At 73.2% G+C, this 19,133-nt stretch carries 13 protein-coding genes and 1 pseudogene; 9 read left to right on the forward strand and 5 right to left on the reverse strand.

The annotated features are described in order from the left end of the window. Positions 1-111: 111 nt before the first annotated feature. A pseudogene (locus ABZ490_RS32400) lies at positions 112-1,050 on the forward strand (Ku protein); the annotation flags it as partial. Positions 1,051-1,084: 34 nt separating this feature from the next. Here ABZ490_RS32400 and ABZ490_RS32405 read toward each other — a convergent pair. Further along, positions 1,085-2,470, reverse strand: a complete 1,386-nt coding sequence (locus tag ABZ490_RS32405) for an acyltransferase (RefSeq protein WP_358997977.1) — start codon at positions 2,468-2,470, stop codon at positions 1,085-1,087. Positions 2,471-2,696: 226 nt separating this feature from the next. On the opposite strand from ABZ490_RS32405, the gene ABZ490_RS32410 reads away from it, so the two are divergent. From ABZ490_RS32410 to ABZ490_RS32430, 5 genes are all read left to right on the forward strand, one after another. Continuing rightward, positions 2,697-3,896, forward strand: a complete 1,200-nt coding sequence (locus ABZ490_RS32410; protein WP_358997980.1) for an MFS transporter — start codon at positions 2,697-2,699, stop codon at positions 3,894-3,896. A gap of 67 nt (positions 3,897-3,963) precedes the next feature. Continuing rightward, positions 3,964-5,721, forward strand: coding sequence for a beta-galactosidase family protein (locus tag ABZ490_RS32415; protein ID WP_358997983.1), 1,758 nt, complete (start codon positions 3,964-3,966; stop codon positions 5,719-5,721). Positions 5,722-6,000: 279 nt separating this feature from the next. Beyond that, complete coding sequence (locus ABZ490_RS32420) at positions 6,001-6,180, forward strand: hypothetical protein (protein ID WP_358997986.1); 180 nt, start codon at positions 6,001-6,003, stop codon at positions 6,178-6,180. 124 nt (positions 6,181-6,304) lie between these two features. Then, on the forward strand, positions 6,305-8,713 hold the full coding sequence (locus ABZ490_RS32425; protein ID WP_358997989.1) for a beta-galactosidase: 2,409 nt from the start codon (positions 6,305-6,307) through the stop codon (positions 8,711-8,713). A 127-nt stretch (positions 8,714-8,840) separates the two neighbouring features. Then, complete coding sequence (locus tag ABZ490_RS32430) at positions 8,841-9,908, forward strand: LacI family DNA-binding transcriptional regulator (protein WP_358997992.1); 1,068 nt, start codon at positions 8,841-8,843, stop codon at positions 9,906-9,908. Positions 9,909-9,927: 19 nt separating this feature from the next. On the opposite strand, the gene ABZ490_RS32435 is transcribed toward ABZ490_RS32430, so the two are convergent. Continuing rightward, positions 9,928-10,614: a DUF4232 domain-containing protein gene (locus ABZ490_RS32435; protein WP_358997995.1), complete on the reverse strand. Its 687-nt coding sequence runs from the start codon at positions 10,612-10,614 to the stop codon at positions 9,928-9,930. Between the two features lie 165 nt (positions 10,615-10,779). On the opposite strand from ABZ490_RS32435, the gene ABZ490_RS32440 reads away from it, so the two are divergent. The 3 genes from ABZ490_RS32440 to ABZ490_RS32450 all read left to right on the forward strand — a co-directional run bounded on the left by ABZ490_RS32440 (position 10,780) and on the right by ABZ490_RS32450 (position 15,145). After that, the gene (locus tag ABZ490_RS32440) at positions 10,780-12,630 is read left to right on the forward strand and encodes an alkaline phosphatase D family protein (RefSeq protein WP_358997998.1); all 1,851 of its coding nucleotides are present in this window, start codon (positions 10,780-10,782) and stop codon (positions 12,628-12,630) included. Positions 12,631-12,646: 16 nt separating this feature from the next. Continuing rightward, the gene (locus ABZ490_RS32445; RefSeq protein WP_358998001.1) at positions 12,647-14,314 is read left to right on the forward strand and encodes a VCBS repeat-containing protein; all 1,668 of its coding nucleotides are present in this window, start codon (positions 12,647-12,649) and stop codon (positions 14,312-14,314) included. 225 nt (positions 14,315-14,539) lie between these two features. Beyond that, positions 14,540-15,145, forward strand: coding sequence for a response regulator transcription factor (locus ABZ490_RS32450; RefSeq protein WP_358998004.1), 606 nt, complete (start codon positions 14,540-14,542; stop codon positions 15,143-15,145). Positions 15,146-15,150: 5 nt separating this feature from the next. On the opposite strand, the gene ABZ490_RS32455 is transcribed toward ABZ490_RS32450, so the two are convergent. From ABZ490_RS32455 to ABZ490_RS32465, 3 genes are all read right to left on the reverse strand, one after another. Then, positions 15,151-16,398, reverse strand: a complete 1,248-nt coding sequence (locus ABZ490_RS32455) for a histidine kinase (protein ID WP_358998006.1) — start codon at positions 16,396-16,398, stop codon at positions 15,151-15,153. Positions 16,399-16,599: 201 nt separating this feature from the next. After that, on the reverse strand, positions 16,600-18,876 hold the full coding sequence (locus ABZ490_RS32460; RefSeq protein WP_358998009.1) for a TOMM precursor leader peptide-binding protein: 2,277 nt from the start codon (positions 18,874-18,876) through the stop codon (positions 16,600-16,602). Next, positions 18,873-19,052, reverse strand: coding sequence for a hypothetical protein (locus tag ABZ490_RS32465; protein ID WP_358998012.1), 180 nt, complete (start codon positions 19,050-19,052; stop codon positions 18,873-18,875). The genes ABZ490_RS32460 and ABZ490_RS32465 overlap by 4 nt, the downstream gene beginning before the upstream one ends. Positions 19,053-19,133: the final 81 nt, after the last annotated feature.

The raw sequence follows: 19,133 nt of genomic DNA on the forward strand, positions 1-19,133 counted from the left end.
CGGACAGGCCGCAACGGTCCACCACGGAGCAACACCCCCGGAGAACCATCGCAGCACTCTCAACGACGATGCACACTGCGACGTCACGCAACGCATCTGGAACCCCCGTAGAACGGCGGCCGCATCCGCTACCGCAAGGTCTGCGAGCTGGAGGACCGCGAGGTGAGCGCCACGGAGATCGGCAAGGGCTACGAGGACGCGGACGGCACGATCATCCCGATCACCGACGAGGACCTGTCCCACCTCCCCCTCCCCACCGCGAGGACGATCGAGATCGTGGCCTTCGTCCCGGCCGACCGGATCGATCCCCTCCAGATGGACGCGGCCTACTACCTCCAGGCCGGCGGCGCGCCCGCCGCGAAGCCGTACACCCTCCTGCGGGAAGCCCTGAAGCGCAGCCACAAGGTCGCCATCGCCAAGTACGCACTGCGCGGCCGGGAGCGCCTCGGCATGCTCCGCGTGGTCGGCGACGCGATCGCCATGCACGGCCTGCTCTGGCCGGACGAGGTCCGCGCCCCCGAGGGCGTCGCCCCCGACACCGACGTCACGGTCCGTGACCAGGAACTCGACCTCGCCGACGCCCTGATGGACACCCTCGGCGAGGTCGACCTCGACGACCTGCACGACGAGTACCGGGAGGCCGTCGAGGAGGTCATCGCGGCCAAGGCGGCCGGCGAGACACCCCCCGAGGCCCCCTCCGCACCGTCCGGCGGCAAGGTCCTGGACCTGATGGCGGCCCTGGAGAACAGCGTGCGCGCCGCGAAGGAGTCGCGGGGCGAGGAACACCCGGCCGAGGCCGGACTCAGATCCCTCCCGCGCCCCAAGGCGCCGGCCGGGAAGAAGTCCACCTCCACCTCCGCCACGAAGCGGGCGGAACCCTCCCCCCACAAGTCGACGGCCCGGACCGCCAAGACCGCCAAGTCGGCACAGGGCGCGAAGAAGGACGCACCGGCGGCGAAGAGCACGGCCAAGAAGGCCGCCACCAAGAAGGCGGCGACGGCCAAGAAGGCCCCGGCCAAGAAGACGGCGGCCCGCAAGCGGACGGCCTGACGCGCCCCCGGCCCCGCCGCGGTTCCCGCCCCTGTCAGGCGGCCTTCCCCACGGCACCCTCGTCGCCGCTCCGGGAGCTCTCCGCCGCCTGCCGATGTCCCGCCCGCCCCGGGAACAGCACCGACCCCACCCCCAGAGCCAGCCCCGTCGCCGCGAGGAGCGGGAAGCGGCCGCCGTCGGCGAACCCGTGGCCGGCGAAGTACGTCAACGCCCACCCGCTCACCGCGGTCCCCGCCCACATCCGTGCCGCGGCCGCACCCCCGAGCCGGGCGTCGGGCCGCACCCGGGCCGCCCACACCCGGAGCCCCCGCTCCACCGGCCGCAGCGCTTGGAGCACGCCCGCCAGAACGCCCCCGAGCACCACCATCCACGGCACCCGCAGCGCCCACCAGGCCGCCGAGCCGTACGCGGGTTCGGGCGCGAGGTCCGTCAGATAGAAGGCGGCGGCCACCACCAGCACCGGCACCATGTGCCAGAGGTACAACGTCATGCTCGCCGCCCCCAGCCCCCGCACGGCCCGCCACACCCGGGCCCGCTCCAGCACCCGCCGCACCCCCGGCGCGACCAGCAGGCACACCCCGACCTGCGCCACGGCCCACGCCAGCATGGCCACCGAGGGCGGGTCGGTGTTGCCGAGATCCTGACCGGTCACCAGGATGAGGCTGACGGGGAACGGCCCGGCACCGACGAGCAGCGCGAAACCGGCCCCACCACCCACGGCCATGGCCACCGGAACCCCGCGTCCGCCGCCCAGCCTTCCGCTGTCCCCCCGTTCGCCGCCCAACCGCCCGTCCCGCCAGCAGAAACCGAGCTGGTAGACGACGCCCCACACGAGCAGATAGTTGAGCGTGCCCAGGGCGCCGACCGCCCCCGTGTGCCGTTCGTCGGCCGTCGCGACCAGCGTGCCGACGCCGAGCGCGGCCGCCCCCATCGCCACCGGGACCCGCGGACCCCAGCGCCGGTGCAGGGCGTACAGCGCCGGGGTCAGGCCGCTGAGCAGCAGATACACCGGCAGGAACCAGAACTGCATCGCCATCGCCCACCCCACCAGGGCGAGCGTGACCGGATCCACGCCGAGCGCCGAGCAGACCGCGACGGCGAGCAGCACCAGCCCGCTGTACACGGCCACCGGCAGCAGCAGCCGTACGGCCCGGCCGCCCACCCACCCCGCGGCCGTCGCCCCGTCCGCCCGGGCCCGCTCCCACGACCCGCTCGCGGCGTGCCCGCCCGCCAGGAAGAACAGCGGCATGATCTGGAAGCCCAGCGTCAGCCACTGCGTCCAGGGGACGGTCGCCAGCAGCTCCGGTGCGGTGATCTCCCCGTCCGGGTGCCGGACCAGCCCCGTGATCAGCCAGTGGCCCGCCACGACGAGCGTGATCGCCCACGCCCGCAGAAAGTCGATGTATCGGTCCCGGTCCATGCCGGCATGGTTCCGCCCGTCCAACTCCCGCACACCGAAAGCTCCTTGTCGCAACCAACCCGTGCCCGGGCCGACACCCCGGGGTGAGGACCGGCTCGGCCCATTCGGTGTGAAAAGCATCTTGACGGCGTTGATGTTACCGGTAACATCGAGCCTCGTCGGAGCAACCCACCCCTGCCCGTACCCGTGCCCACACCGCCGTGGGCCGTCCGCCCCTGGAGGCCGCGTGACCGACCAGCCCACGCGGCAACGGCGTACCCCGCCGGTGCCGGGCCCGCCGGACGTCCCCGTCTTCAGCACCGCCGCCGTCGCGGCCGCCTGCGCCGCCTTCGCGCTGATGGGCGCGCTCCAGGCCTTCTACGGCCCCGCCATCCCGGCCCTGCGCGAGGAGTTCGGGCTCTCGCCCTCCGCCACGGGGCTGGCCCTGAGCGCCCACTTCGTCGGGGGAGTCGCGGGAGTCCTCCTCTTCGACCGGCTGTACGGCCGGATCGGCAACCGGCGACTGCTCGGCTCCTCGTACCTGCTGATGGCCACCGGCGCCGCGGGCTTCGCCCTCGCGCCGGACTGGACCGCGGCCCTCGCCGCCGCCCTGTGCGCCGGGCTCGGCGCGGGCGGGGTCGACTACGGCCTCAACCAGCTCTTCGCCGTCGGCTTCGGCAGCCGTTCCACCGCGATGCTCAACATCCTCAACGCCCACTTCGGCGTCGGCGCGATCCTCGGCCCCGCCCTGATCGGCGGGGCCGGCGCCGACCGCTACCCGGCCGTCTTCCTCGGCTTCGCCCTGGTCACCCTGCCACTGCTGCTGTGCCTGCGCGGCGTACGCGACCACGTCCCGCCGCCGCTCGGCGACACCCCCGCCGCGCCCGCCCCCGCCCGCCGCGCCCTGCGCTCCGTCCTGGCCGTCTTCGTCACCCTCTACGTCCTGCACGTCGGCATCGAGGCCGGCGTCGGCGGCTGGGAGCCCACCCATCTGGAGACCGTCGGCTACGGCGCCGGGCTCGCCGCCACCGCCACCTCCGTGTACTGGCTGATGATGACGGCCGGCCGCTTCCTCACCGCCCCGCTCGCCCTGCGCTTCTCCGCCCAGACGATCATCACGGTCTCCTGCGCGGGGATGACGGTCTGCCTGCTGCTGGCCGCCGTACCGGGCCTCGCGCCCTACGCCTACGCGGGCGTCGGCCTCTTCATCGCGCCGATCTTCCCGACCGGTCTGCCCTGGCTCCACCGGGCCGCGCCGCACGCCCGCCGGGCCGGTGCCCTGGTCATCGCCGCCTCCCTGGCGGGCGGTGTCGCGGCGGGCCCCTCGCTCGGCAAGGTCATCGAGTGGTCGGGCGTCCGCGCCGTACCGCTGCTGCTCGCCGCGGTGTCGGCCGTGTGTCTCGCCGCGACGCTGTGGCTGACCCGGGCGACCCGCACCTCCTCCTGACCGTCCGTCCGTTCGCCCACCCGCACCCACGTCACGTCCGTACCGCAATGCACCCGAGGGGAACCCCATGCCCGCCCTGACCACGACCACCGACGGCTTCCTCCTGCACGGCACCCCCTTCCGCATCCTCTCCGGCGCCCTCCACTACTTCCGCGTCCACCCGGACCAGTGGCCCGACCGGCTGCGCAAGGCCCGGCTCATGGGCCTGAACACGGTGGAGACGTACCTCCCCTGGAACCTCCACGAGCCCACCCCCGGCACCCTCGACCTCGACGGGCTCCTCGACCTCCCCCGCTTCCTCCGCCTCGCCCAGCAGGAGGGCCTCCACGTCCTCCTGCGGCCCGGCCCCTTCATCTGCGCCGAATGGGACGGCGGCGGCCTCCCCTACTGGCTGACCTCCGACCCCGACATCCGGCTGCGCACCAGCGACCCCCGTTTCACCGACGCCTTCGACCGCTACCTCGACCTGCTCCTGCCCGCCCTCCTGCCGTACATGGCCGCGTCGGGCGGGCCGGTCATCGCCGTCCAGGTGGAGAACGAGTACGGCGCGTACGGCGACGACACCGCCTACCTCAAGCACGTGGAGAGCAGTCTGCGCGGGCGCGGCGTCGAGGAACTCCTCTTCACCTGCGACCAGACCGACGGCGACCACCTCACCCGCGGCACCCTCCCCGGCGTCCTCGCCACCGGCACCTTCGGCAGCCGCGTCGACGCCTCCCTCGCCCGGCTGCGCGAGCACCAGCCCGAAGGCCCGCTGATGTGCTCGGAGTTCTGGATCGGCTGGTTCGACCACTGGGGCGGCCCGCACCACGGCCGGGACGCCGCGGACGCCGCCGCCGACCTGGACCGCCTCCTCGCCGCGGGCGCCTCCGTCAACATCTACATGTTCCACGGCGGCACCAACTTCGGTTACACCAACGGCGCCAACCACCACCACGCCTACGCGCCCACCATCACCTCGTACGACTACGACGCCCCCCTCACCGAAAGCGGCGACCCCGGCCCCAAATACCACGCCTTCCGCGAGGTGATCGCCCGCCATGCCGCGGTCCCGGACGAGGCCGTGCCGACCGAGGCGCCCAAACTGCCGTGCACCGAGGTCGAGTTGACCCACCGGCTCGGTCTCTTCCGGCGGCTCGGCCACGACGGCGTGCACTCCGCCGACCCCGTCACCGCCGACGCGCTCGACCGGCGCGCCGGATACGTCCTCTACCGGACCACCCTGTCCGCCACGGGACCCGGCCTGCTCCACTTCGCGGGCGGGGTCGGCGACCGCGCCCAGGTCTTCGTCGACGGCGCCCCCGCCGGAGTCCTCGAACGCGAGCGCTACGACGAGACGCTCCCCATCGACGTCCCGCGCTCCGGCGCCCGGCTGGACGTCCTGGTGGAGAACATGGGCCGGGTCAACTACGGCCCCCGCATCGGCGTCCCCAAGGGCCTGCTGGGCCCGGTCACCCTCGACGGCGAGGCCCTCCAGGGCTGGGACTGCCACCCGCTGCCCGTGGACGACGCGCCGCCCACCACCGCCTTCGACCCGGCGACCGCCCCCACCTCGGCCGAACCGGCCTTCCACCGGGGCACGTTCGAGGTCACCGAACCCGCCGACACCTTCCTCTCCCTCCCCGGGTGGACCAAGGGCCAGGCCTGGATCAACGGCTTCCACCTGGGCCGCTACTGGAACCGCGGCCCCCAGCGCACCCTCTACGTCCCCGCCCCCGCCCTGCGCCCCGGCACCAACGAACTGGTCCTCCTCGAACTCCACGGCACCACCACCCCCAGGGCCCTCCTCACCGACACCCCAGACCTGGGCCCGACGACGCCCTGACACCACCGCGGACCTGGGGACCTGGCCCGGTCCCCTGACATCGCCCCGGCCCTGGTCCCGGCCCCGGCCCTGGTCCCGGTCCTGGCCCCGGTCCTGGCCCCGGTCCCGGCCCTGGCCCCGGTCCCGGCCCCGGTCCCGGCCCTGGTCCTGGTCCCGGTTCCGGTCCCGGCCCTGGTCCTGGTCCCGGTTCCGGTCCCGGTTCCGGTCCCGGCCCTGGTCCCGGCCCCGGTCCCGGTCCCGGACTCGGTCCCGGACTCGGTCCCGGACTCGGTCCCGGCCATGGACCCGGACCCGGACTCGGACACGGTCCCGGACTGGGACCCCGAACTGATCCCGGTCCCGGTCCCGGTCCCGGTCCCCGACCCGCACCCCGCCTTGGTCCCGGTCGCCGACCCGACCACGACTCGCCCCGGCGCCGAGCGCCCGGACCTGATCCCACCCCGTGACCCCGCCCCCTGATCCCTGACCCCGCCCCCAGATCCCTGACCCTGACCCCGATCCCTGATCCCCGCCCCCTGACCCCGATCCCCGGCGCCCCGTCCGGCCGTGCCAGGTGTCTCGACTCGACCCCGGAGGTCAGCCGATGCCGCGTCACCAGCTCCAGGTTCCCGCGCCCTCCGCCCCGCCCCTGCGGGGTCACCTTCCCTTCGTCGATGCCCCGGGGGTGCCCGATCCCATCGAGGTGACCAGCCGCTGGCTGACCCGCGGCGGGCGACCCTGGTTCCCCGTCTCCGGCGAGTTCCACTACTCCCGTCACCCGGCCGCCCACTGGGAGGAGGAACTCCTGAAGATGAAGGCGGGCGGGGTGACGGCCGTCGCCTCCTACCTCATCTGGATCCACCACGAGGAGACCGAGGGCGACCTCCGCTTCGACGGCGACCGCGACCTGCGCCGGTTCGCCCGCCTCTGCGCCCGCCACGGCCTCGACCTCATCCCCCGCATCGGCCCCTGGTCCCACGCGGAGGTGCGCAACGGCGGCCTCCCCGACTGGGTCCTGGCCCGCACCACCGCACCCCGCACGGACGACCCGGCGTACCTCGCCGCCGTACGCCCCTGGTTCGCCGCCATCGGGGCGCGACTCGCCGGTCTGGACCGCGCGTCCGGCGGCCCGATCGTCGCCGTGCAGATCGAGAACGAGCTGTACGACCAGCCCGGCCACCTGCTCACCCTGAAACGCATGGCCCGGGAGGCCGGACTCGACGCACCCCTGTGGACGTCCACCGCCTGGGGCGGGGTCCAGCTCCCGGGCGACGAACTGCTCCCGCTCTACGGCGGCTACCCGGAGACCTTCTGGACCGAGCACGACGGCGGCTGGCCCGACACCTGCCGCAAGCACTTCTTCTTCACCCACCAGCGCGACGACGAGGGCATCGGCGCCGACCTGCGCCCCACGACCGTCCGCGGCACCGACCCGGCCGCCCACGCCGACCGTTTCCCCTGGGCCACCTGCGAGCTGGGCGGCGGCATGGCGGTCTCCTACCACCGCCGCCCGCGCGTCGACGCCGCCGACATCGGCGCCCTCGCGCTCACCAAGATCGGCTGCGGCTCGGTCTGGCAGGGCTACTACATGTTCCACGGCGGCACCAACCCGCCCGGCGACCGCACCACCCTCCAGGAGTCCCACGCCACCGCCTACCCCAACGACCTGCCCGTCCTGACGTACGACTTCCAGGCCCCGCTGGGCGAGTACGGCCAGTACCGGCCGTCGTACGACGAACTCCGCCTCCAGCACCTGCTGCTGGCGGAGTTCGGCGAGCGGATCGCCCCGATGGAGTCGGCCCTGCCCGCCGACCGCCCCGACGGCCAGCACGACAGCGCCACCCTGCGCTGGGCGGTCCGCACCGACGGCCGCGCCTCCGGCTTCCTCTTCGTCACCAACCACCAGCCGCACGAGCCGCTGCCCGACCACGAGGGGACCACCTTCACGGTCGCGTTCCCGGACGCCGCACCCCTCACCTTCCCCGCCACCCCCGTCACCGTCCCCTCCGGCGCCTACTTCTGCTGGCCGCTGCGGCTGGACGTGGCGGGCCTGCGCCTCGACTGGGCCACCGCCCAGCCGGTCTGCACGGTCGCCGACGAGGACGGCCGTACGGTGCTGGTGCTCGCCGCGACGGACGGCATCACCCCCGAACTCGCCCTGGACGCACGGACGGTGGGGAAGGTCACCGCAGCGGGGACCGGGACCGTACGGCGCGCGGACGGCCGGGTCCTGATCACCGGCCTGCACCCCGGCACCGACGCCCTCGTGGAGACGGAGACCGCCGACGGCACCCGGGTCGCCCTGCTGGTCCTGGACGCGGCGACGGCCCGTACGGCCTACAAGGGCCGGGCCTGGGGCGCCCCGCGACTGATCCTCTCCCCGGACGGGGTCGTCCTCGACGAGGAACGGGACGAGGTACGCCTCCACACCCGTACGGACCCGCACCCCGGCGAACGGCCCACCCTGGCGGTCCTCCCCGCCCCGCCCCACCCTCCGACGGCCGCGGGCGCCACCCTGAAGGAGACCCGGGAGGGCGCCCTGACCCGCTACACCCTCTTCCCCGACCCGGAGACGGAATCGGGGGACAGCCCCCTGCCGGAACCTTCGGTCACCCTCCTGCGCCCGCCGGGCCCGGCGCCCACCCCCACCACCGGTGTCCTGGACCGCGCGAGCGCCCCGGCCGACGAGCACTACGACGCCGTCGCGGCCCTCTACCGGGTGGACGTCCCCGCGGACGTCCCCGAGGGAACCCTGCTGCGCCTGCACTGGACGGGGGACACGGCACGGGCGTACACCCGGGCGGGGCGCCTGGTGGCGGACCAGTTCTTCTCGGGGCGCCCCTGGGAGCTGGCCGCGGAGCTGGTGCCGCCGGGCGAACCCGTCCTGCTGAAGGTGCTGCCGGCCGCCGCGGGGGCGAAGGTGTACACGCCGGCCGAGCCGGCCCCGGGCGTGGCGGAGGTGACGGGCGCGGAGTGGATACGCCGCCCGAAGTGGACGCTCCGCCGGACCTGACCCCGGCCCCCGCACCCCGCCCGGCCTATCCTGTGGGTCAGCCGGGCGGGGCAGGCCCGGTGGATCCGCGGCCGGCGTAAGGCCCGTCCGCGGAGCAGCCCAGGCCGAAGGAAGCAGAGCACCCACCATGACCCCAGGCGCCGCCGACGGCCCGGCGACCAAGGGACGCAGCCGCCGCAACTTCGCCGGCGCGCGCCCCGTGATGGACGACGTGGCGAAACTCGCCGGCGTCTCCAAACAGACGGTCTCCCGGGTGCTCAACGACCACCCGGCCGTGCGCCCCGAGACCCGCGAGGCCGTCCGGGCGGCGATGCGTACCCTCGGCTACCGCCCGAGCCGCAGCGCCCGTTCCCTGGCCAGCGGCCGGACCCGGATGCTCGGCGTGATCTCCTTCGACGCCGCACGCTACGGCCCCGCCTCCACCCTCACGGCCATCAACACGGCCGCGCAGGAGGCCGGTTACCTGGTCAGCTCGATCGCCCTGGACACCGCCGACAAGGACACCGTCGTCCGCGCGGCGGACCGGCTCTCCGCCGAGGGCGCCGACGGCGTGATCGCGATCGCCCCCCAGCTCCGGGTCGCCCGGGCGCTGGCCGAGGCCCACCTGGACATCCCGCTGGTGGTCATGGACAACGACCTCGGCGACGGCACCCCCATGGTCACCTCGGACGCCCGCACCGGGGCCCGCAAGGCCACCGAGCACCTCCTGTCCCTCGGCCACGCCACCGTCCGGCATGTGGCGGGCCCGACCGGCTGGACCTCCGCCGACCGGCGCGCCGACAGCTGGCGGGACACCCTGAAGGCGGCCGGCGCCGAGATCCACGCCCCGCTCATCGGCGACTGGAGCGCCGACTCCGGCTACGACCTGGGCCGTGACCTCGCCAAGGACCCGTCCGTCACCGCGGTCTTCGTCTCCAACGACCAGATGGCCCTGGGCGTCCTGCGCGCCCTGCACGAGGCCGGCCGCGGTGTCCCCGAGGACGTCAGCGTCGTCGGCTACGACGACATCCCGGAGGCCGCGCACTTCCTGCCCCCGCTGACCACCATCCGTACGGACTTCACGGACATCGGCACGATCTCGCTGCGCATCCTGCTCGACCGCATCGACGCCTCCGACGGCCCGCGGACACCGGTACCGCCGCTGACCCTGATCCCCGTGGACCTACGCGTCCGCGACAGCACCCGCGCCGTCTGAGAGTCGGCGGCGGGCGTCCTCACGCCGAGGGCGCGAACGCCCGTACCCGCACGCCCGTGTCGCAGACGCGCACCGCCTGCTTCCTCCCGTCGGAGGTGGTGAAGGCAGGGGTCAGCGGCCGTGACTCCCCGGGCGGGACGACATCGAGCCCGGTGATCGCGTCGCACTCGTCGAGGCTGGTGAAGGTGAGCGCGGCGACGGCGGAGTCGCCCGGCCCGAGGGTGACCTCCGTGGCCTCGTCGGCCGATCCGGCCCAGTCCACCGGCAGTTCGGTCCGCCCGGTCCGGCCCTCGAAGAGCAGCGACGGGAAGCCGCGTACCGTACAGGAGCCGTCGCCCTCGTGGGTGAGCACGACGGAGGCCCGGCCCCCGCCGGTGCTCCGCGCCGCGGCCGTCAGGTCCTGCGTACGGCAGTGATCGGCGGCGGGACTGGGCAGGGAATCGGCGCCGAAGAGCACGCCGGCGGACGGGGCGGAGGTGTCGGAGTCCTGACCGGCACCGGCACCTTTCTCGTCGGTGGTCCCACGGGAGTCGTCACCGCCGGTGCTCGCGTCCGCGCCCGCACCGGAACCACCCCTCGGGACGTAACCGGTCTCGGACGACGACGGCTCAAAGGAGGCACCCGACGCCGCATCGGGGCCGGACGAGCACCCCGCCGCCCCCATGAGGAGCAGGGCCACGAAGGCGTACCTCATCGGTCGGCGCATGACTCCTGCTGGTTCATCGGACGGACTGACGGACGGACAGACGGACGGGCGGTTCAACGGATTGTGGCCCCCTGGCCCACGACTGTGAGGGTATTGCATAGAATCCACGGCGATCACTTTCACCGGTGCCGCGCAGCGCACCGCCTTTGGGGGAAAGGCACACGGGTGCAGTCGAGCGACCATTCCATCCGCCGACGGAGGTTCCTCGGCGCCGGAGCCGTCACCCTGGGAGCCGCGGGAGCGGCCGCCGCGGGGCAGCTGCTGCCGGACAGCGCCTCCGCCTCGGTGAGCGGGGCGGCCGCCGCGGCCGGCGCGGGCGCGGAGGTGAGCGGCACGGTCTTCAAGCTCGGTGTCGCCTCCGGGGATCCCCTGCCCACCGCGATCGTGCTGTGGACGAGAGTGCTGCCCGCGACTCGGGGCAGCTCCGGCATTCTGCCGTCCACCGTGGCCGTGACCTGGGAACTCGCCTCGGACAGCGGTTTCACGACGATCGTCAAGAGCGGTACGGCGACGGCGAGCGGCAGCCTCGGGCACAGCGTGCACGTGGACGTCACGGGGCTGACGCCGGCCACCGACTACTGGTACCGGTTCAAGGCGCTGGACCGTACCTCTCCCACCGGCCGCACCCGTACCGCCCCCGCCGCCGGCAGCACCCCCGACAACCTGCGGATCGCGCTCGCCTCCTGCCAGAACTGGCAGCACGGCTACTTCACCGCCTACCGGGACATGCGCGAACAGCAGCCGGACCTGGTGCTGTTCGTCGGCGACTACATCTACGAGAGCTCCGCGTACTCGTACCGGGTACGCCGTCACGAGGGCACCGGACAGCCCGTCACGCTCGCCCAGTACCGTGCCCGGCACGAGCAGTACAACACCGACCCGGATCTCCAGGCGATGCGTGCCGCCGCCCCGTTCGTCGTCGTCTTCGACGACCACGAGGTGGAGCAGGACTGGGCGGGTGACGTGGCGAACGACCCGGTGGCCTGGCCCACCGCCAAGTTCCTGGCCCGCCGTGCCGCCGCCTTCCAGGCCTTCTACGAGCACATGCCGATCCGTGCCGCGCAGAAGCCCAGCGGCCCGGACGTCCTGATGTACCGGTCCCTCGACTTCGGCACCCTGGCCCGGCTGCACGTCCTGGACACCCGGCAGTACCGCGACGACCAGGCGACCACCGACGCGGGCGCGCTGAAGGACGGCCGCGTCATCATGGGCGACACCCAGCGGGACTGGCTGGTGAACAGCATGAGCGGCTCCGGCGCCCGCTGGAACCTGGTCGCCTCCCAGGTGATGATGGCCGAGACCGACTTCCTGGCGGGCGTCGGCAAGGAGTGGTCGTACGACGCCTGGGACGGTTACCAGAAGGAACGCGCCGCCCTGCTGGCCGAGTTCCAGGACATCCGCAACCCGGTCGTCCTGTCCGGCGACCGCCACCGCACCATCGTCAGCGACCTCAAACTGGACTTCGCCGACGCGGACTCGGCGGTGGTCGGCGCGGAGTTCGTCGGGACGTCCATCTCCAGCAGCGGCGACGAGGACCTGACCGCCTTCGCCGCCGAGTGGGCGCCCAAGCTGGCGGACAACCCGCACTGGAAGATGATCGACGCCCGGCGCGGCTATCTCCTCCTCGACATCACCGCCGACGGCATCGAGGCCCGGCTGCGGGCGGTCTCCACGGTGCTCACCAAGAACGGCACGACGGCGACGGCCGCGACCTTCCGGGTGGAGGACGGGGTACCGGGCGTGTACCAGGTGGGGGTGGAGAGGGAGACGACCGCGAGCGCGCAGGAGTCACCGACCGGAACGGACGGGACGGGCAAAGCGGACGGAACGGAGGGAACGGTGGACGCCGCGGCACCGACGGAGTCCGCGACGCCTTCCCCCACCGATTCCCCGGACGGGGCGACGGCCACGGCGGACCCTTCCGCCGATGTCACCTCCGGGACGGCCGCGGACACCGCCTCCGGCGCGTCCTCCGACAGCTCCGTCACCACCCCTGACGCCTCCACCACCCCCTGACCCTCCGGGAGAGCATGTGTTCACCCTCCGATCCCGGCAGCGCGAGGCAGGCACCGGACGCCGTTCGGGTCGCCGTCGCCCCCGCGCCGGGAAGGTGTCGGCGCTGGCCGGCACGGTGGCGGTACTGGCGGCGGGCGTCTTCGTCCTGTCGCCCGGCGACGCGGACGCGACCGCTCCGGCGCGCGGCGACTTCGACGGGGACGGCACGTCCGACCTGGTCTACCGCAATGTGGCGGGCCAGCTGTACGTCAACACCGGCGCGGCCGAGACGATGGCCCTCGACACCGACGTGGCCAAGGTCAAGGACGTCCTGACCCCCGGCGACCTCGACTCGGACGGCGTCCAGGACGTGCTGACCCTGAGTCCGGCAGGCGTGCTCTACTTCCACTCCGGCGTCTACGCCCGCACCCCCGGCGGCCTGGGCTCGTACCGTACGGTCGCGTCCGGCTGGCAGATCTACAACAAGGTCGTCGCCCCGGGGGACCTGAACGGCGACGGCAAGGCCGACCTGCTGGCCCGCACCCCGGTCGGCACCCTCTACTACTACCCGGGCAAGGGCACCGGTGCCTTCGGGAGCCGGGTGACGGTCGGGACGGGCTGGCAGCAGTACGACGAACTGATCGGCGCCGGTGACCTCAACGGCGACGGCGTCGGCGACGTCCTGGCCCGCACCCCGACCGGGGTCCTCTACCGCTACACGGGCAAGAAGGGCGGCACCTTCAACGCCCGGGTCAAGGACGCGAAGACCGACTGGGCCTCGTACAGCCAGATCATCGGCGGCGGCGACTGGGACGGCAACGGCAGGACCGACCTGCTGGCCAGGGACTTCGCCGGCCAGCTCTGGTTCTACGCCGGCACCGGCAAGGGCACCTTCGGCACCAGGGCCGCCCGCAGCAAGGGCTGGGGCAAGGTGACGCAGTTCGCGGGGGCGGGGAACAACCCGCACTACGGCAAGTTCGGCGCGCTGGCCCGCACCTCGGCCGGGGCGGTCTACAGCTACCAGGTGACCGGCACGGGCACCCTCACCGGCCGACTCCTCGTCGGCACCTCCTGGCCCGCCTCCACCACCCGGCTGTCCTACGCCGTCTCCCTCCGCCAGAACGGCCTGACCGACCTCGTCGTCCAGTCCGTCGGCACGGGCAGACTGACCAACCCGGCGTACTACGCCCTCTCGGACCCCACCCTCGCCACGGGCTCCACCTCCTACAACCGGATCGTGGGCCCGGGTGACGTGACGGGCGACGGAAAGAGCGACCTGCTGGCCGTCACCACCGCGGGCACCCTCTACCTCTACCCGGGCGACGGCACCGGCACCTCGGTCGCCTCCCGCGTCAAGATCAGCACCGGCTGGCAGCGCTACAACACCCTGGTCGGCGCGGGAGACTTCACCGGCGACGGCCGCCCCGACCTCCTGGCCCGGGACACCTCCGGCACCCTGTGGCGCTACGCGGGCACGGGCTCCGCCTCCGCGCCCTTCGCCGCGCGGGTGAAGGTGGGCACGGGCTGGCAGACGTACAAGAAGCTCTTCTCCCCGGGCGACGCCAACGGCGACGGCAAGTCCGACCTGATGGCCACGACGTCCGCGGGCGCCCTGTACTTCTACGCCGGCACGGGGACGGGCGGTTTCAAGACCCGGGTGAGCAAGGCGAGCAGCGGGTGGGGAAGTTGGGCGGATCTGCTCTGACGGCGCGCGGCCGGACGGCCGGGCCTCGACGGCATCCGAAGAGACGGCCGATTCCGCGCCCTCGGGATAGCGGATTCGGCGACCGCTACCGCGACCGGCTCGAACGTCATTGAGCACCGGCGATCACCGCTGATTCCGCGTTGGGCGTTTCCTCTCTGTGATTCACCTATGTGGGTGAGAGTATGGAGCGCGAGTGTCTCGGAGACGGCAGATGTGAGAGAAGCCATGCTGAAGATTCTGATCGCCGAGGACATGGTGATGTTGCGCCGGGCGCTGGCCGAACTTCTCTCGCTGGAAAGCGATTTCGACGTGGTGGCGGAAGTCGATCGGGGCGATGAGATCGTCCCGAAAGCGCGGGCGCTGCGACCGGATGTGGCCATACTCGACATCGGTCTTCCCGGTATGGACGGCATCACCGCCGCCGCGGCGCTCTGTACCGCCGTACCCGACTGCCGGATCCTCATGCTCACGGGGCTCGGCAACCCCAGCACCCTGCGCCGGGCGCTGGCCTCCCGGGCCACCGGATTCCTGTGCAAGGACGCCAACCCCGCCCAACTCGTCGGCGCCATCAGGGCGGTGGCCGAGGGGAAGCGGGTCGTCGACCCCCAACTGGCCGTCGCGGCACTGGAAGAGGTGACGCAGCCGCTGGCCCCGCGTGAGCTGGAAGTCCTCCGGCTCGCTGCCGCGGGCGAGGGCACCGCGGCCATCGCCGGCCGGCTGTTCCTCTCCACCGGAACGGTGCGGAACTACCTGAGCAGCGCCGTGGTCAAACTGGGCGCCCGCAACCGGATGGACGCGGTACGGATCGCCCGTGAGGGCGGCTGGATCTGAGGAGCTCAGGCCACGGTCGCGGAGTTGTGCACCCCGCTGTCGTCGGGGTGGAGCGGCCGGACGAGCCAGTGCCGGGGCGTGGCCGTCTTCGCGGGGAGCGGCACGACCGCGGTCAGGGAGAACCACTTCCCGTCCATGACCTCCGCGGTGAGCCGGCCCTCCACCGCCTCGATGCGGTCGCGAAGGTTGGTGAGGCCGTTTCCCGGGCGGGCGTCGCCCGTCGCGACGGCCGGGAAGTCGTCGAGTCCGTCGTTGGTCACCGTCATCCTGACCGTGCCCTGTTCGCGGTGCAGCCGGACGACGCAGGTGCCGACCCTGCTGTGCCGCAGCATATTGGTGACCCCCTCGCGCAGCACCGTCGCCAGGGTGGTCTCGATGTCGGGCGGCAGCGGCCCCGTGCTGCCCCTGACCTGCGCGTGCACACCCAGGTTCCGGAGGGTGGCGAACAGGGTGTCGACCTCGGCCGTCAGGGACATCGCCCGGTAGGTCTGGGAGACCGCCCGGACGTCGATCAGGGCCCGCTGGGTGGTCTCCAGGATCTCCGTCAGTTCCTGGTGCAGCCGGGCGTGTTTGGAGGGCGGCAGCCGCCGCGCCAGTTCGCTCTTGAAGGCGATGGTGGTCAGGCTCATGCCCAGCAGATCGTGCAGATCGCGGGAGAAGCGCAGCCGCTCGGCCTCCACGGCCATCCGGGCGAGCTCGTCGGAGGTGTGGTGGGCGTCCTGGACGAGCCGGGTCAGCTCGGAGAGCCCGAACACCACCAGACCGGTCAGTGTGGTCGCGACCGTCCCGTAGCCGAGCGAGCCGCGGCCCAGTCCGCTCTCCAGTACCAGCAGGCTGGACGATGCCACGATCGCCGCGAACGTCAGCCACCGCCAGCGGGGCGGCAGCACGAGCAGGGCGGAACCGGCGAGGGTGCCCGGGGTGGCGAGCCAGGCGTCGGCGAAGGTGAGGAAGGGCAGATACGTGAGGAGGGCCTGGAGCCCGAGGGTCCAGTACCGCCGGCGGGTCAGCCGGGGGGACAGGTACCCGAAGGAATGGGCCAGTTGGAGGCCGTAGACGAGCCACAGGGTCACGATGCCCGCGGTGAACCTGACCGGTGAGAGATGGTCGTCCAGCAGATAGGCGACGGCGACCCCGAAAAAGGCCACGAGGACCGCGATCGTGATGGCACTGGAGGTGCCGAGGGCGAGATGCCTGCTTCTCGCGTCGTCCCGTTCGGTGCGCACACCCTGGTGCTGGGCAGAACCTCGCATCTCTTCTCTTCCCCCCGGGAGAACCGAACGAGTCAAATGAGTAACGAGTCGATGAGCCGGGTTGTGCCGCTCCTAATCCTCTCACGGCTTCGTACGGGCGTGCGGGAAACGTAATTTCTCAATCCCCTTGCCCAAGGAGACCGTTCCGGGTACGGAAAGGTTTACTCGATACGCAGAAGAAAATAGGAAGACCTCATTCCGTTATAGGTACAGGGGCAGCGGATTGAGCTCCGCGTAGTCCGTCGGCCGGGTCAGCCGGCCGAGCGCGACGGGTACGTCGAACAGCCGGCCCGGACCGAATCCCGCCCAGTGCGGGCGCAGACCGGGGATCAGCACCTTGGCGACGGGCAGGTCCACATCGGGGCGGGTCTGGTCGAGGACGAGGACGTCGAGGCCCTGCCGGCGCAGCAGCGCGACCAGGGCGTGGACCTGCGCCGCGGCGTCGGCGGGCGGCCGCAGCCCCGCGGGCGGCCGGGCGGACCGGCGGGCCGCGGGCAGCAGATGAGGCTGGTTGACGGTGGTGGCGTACCCGAACCAGCCCAGCGCCTCCGGGTCGGTGCCGGTGTACGCGGAGGATCCGTCGGCCGGCACCCCCGTCAACGGCGGCAGCATCTGGTTGAGTTCGGTGAGCGCCCGGCGCAGCGCGATCCGGGCGTCGAAATGCGCGCCGAAGCCCAGCACGATGTCCTCGGCCTTCCCCCCGGTCCGGGCCGACACGGCGGCGACCACGGGAATGCCGAGGTCGGAGGTGAGATCGAGGGCCCACACCGTCCGGCCGAGCTCCCTGTGGACGGCCCGCATCCGGGCGATCCACGGATCCCGGGGCTCCAGGGTCACGCCGGGCTGCCGGGTGCGGTTGTACCACCACAGCGCGACCGCGTCCCGCTCCACCAGTTCCAGACAACCGTGGACGACGGCGTCCTCCAGACTGGTGCCGGCGGCGGCCCCGTTGGAGGTGGCCCGGCAGAATCCGGTGTCCGCGTCGGGGGCGTTGTAGTAGAGCAGACTCGTGGGCGCCAGCCGCTGCCGTCGCTCGGTCAGCGACCAGACGGGCGTCCAGTCGAGCGGGGCGTCCTCGTCGAACGGCTCGGTCACCTGGTGGAAGGGGCCGTGCGCGCGGTTCCAGGCCACCCGGTCCTCGAACTGCCGCCGGTCGAAGAGCTGGACGCCGTCCGGATGCACGGCGAGCGGCGCCAGGTCGCGGTAACTGCCGTGCCGGCGCGGCTCGTCGCCCTGGAAGTAGCCGCTGTACCGCTCCAGCGCCTCGGCCAACGCGCTCGCCCTGGCGTGGAGTTCGGTGACGCCCTTGCCGGAGCCGGGGCTGCGCAGCGGGGTGTCGAGCGGGGGTGGCGGCCGCTCGGGGGCCCAGGGCGGCTGGGCGCCCGCGTGGAAGCAGTTGAGGAACTCCGGGCCCCGGGGGTCCCGGCGGATCTCGCCGACGAGACCGGTGACGGGGTCCACGAGATGCCCGTAGCGCTCCAGCATCCGGTCCGGACCGTACGTCCGGTGGCCCCCGCCCGTGGTGTCCCGCACCGGCCGGGACGACAGCACGACCGGGGCCGAGACCCGGTCCCGTACCAGCAGCGGATCACCGCAGCGCGAGCACTGCGGGCGGCGCCGCACCGGATGGCGGCTGCTCTCCAGCGTGCGGGTGTCCAGACGCCACAGACCGCCCTGCTCGGCGCCCCGGTGCCCGGCCAACCACTTCCCGGCCTCCAGCAGGGCCAGCTGGAGGGCCGCCGTACGCCCCGCGGGCAGGTACGACGGAGGGTGCTCGGCGGGCCCGCTCGCCCCGAGCCGGTGCTGGACGTACGCCTCGCCGCGCCGGCGCAGCCGCAGCCGGTCCGCGAGACAGCTCCAGCAGGGGCCGTCGCCGGGGGAGAAGAAGGGGCCGATCCACAAGTGGGTGCCGCTGGCCCTCACGGGCAGCCAGGTGCGTCCCGCCGCGCGGTGCTCGGCGTCCAGGGCGCCCAGCCGCGGATCGAGATAGTCGTGGCACAGCGCCAGGGTCAGGTCGGCCGGCTCGCCCGCGGCGGCCGCGCGCAGCCCCGCCGCCGGGACGGCCTCGTGCAGCGCGCCCCCCGTGCCCCCGGTGAGGTCGACCGCGGCCAGCGGCGCGTCCCGGCCGGCCCCGGGCCGCGCCGCCAGGCCGGTGAGGGTCCAGTAGGCGCACTCGGGTCCGTCGGGTCCGTCGGACCCGTCCGGCGGATAGGCGTGCAGCAGGCCCGCGTCCAGGAGCCTGGTCACGAGCCGTTCGGTGCTGGCGGCCGACAGCCCGGGTGCCGCGTCGGCGACGATACGGGGCAGATCGCGGCTGCCGTCGAGCAGCGGGGCCAGGAGGGCGACCTGCCCTCCGCCCAGCGTGGTCACCCGGTCCTCCGTCAGCAGGAAGACGGGCTCCCCCGGCACCGATGCGACCCGCAGATGCGGGGCGAATCCCAGCCGGGGGAGCCCGTGGTCCGGAACCGGACGGCTCATCGAGACGTACGACCGCCGTCCGTGGCGGACGCCGGGCCGTGCGAAGGGATCCAGCAGATACAGATGCGGCCGTCGGGGATCTCGGCGGGGTCGTGGCCGAACTCGGTGATCACGAGATCGTCGACGGCCCCGAAGGTGGCCGTGTCGCCGTCCGGCAGAGACGTGATCCGTGACATGTGCACTCCTTGTCGCTGTCGACTGCCTGCTCCGTGAGGTGCGTCGGACCGGGCCCGGCCCTGCGCAGCGCCGCCATCCTT

Source organism: Streptomyces sp. NPDC005811 (genome assembly GCF_040630405.1).
In the GTDB taxonomy this organism is placed as follows: Bacteria; Actinomycetota; Actinomycetes; order Streptomycetales; family Streptomycetaceae; genus Streptomyces.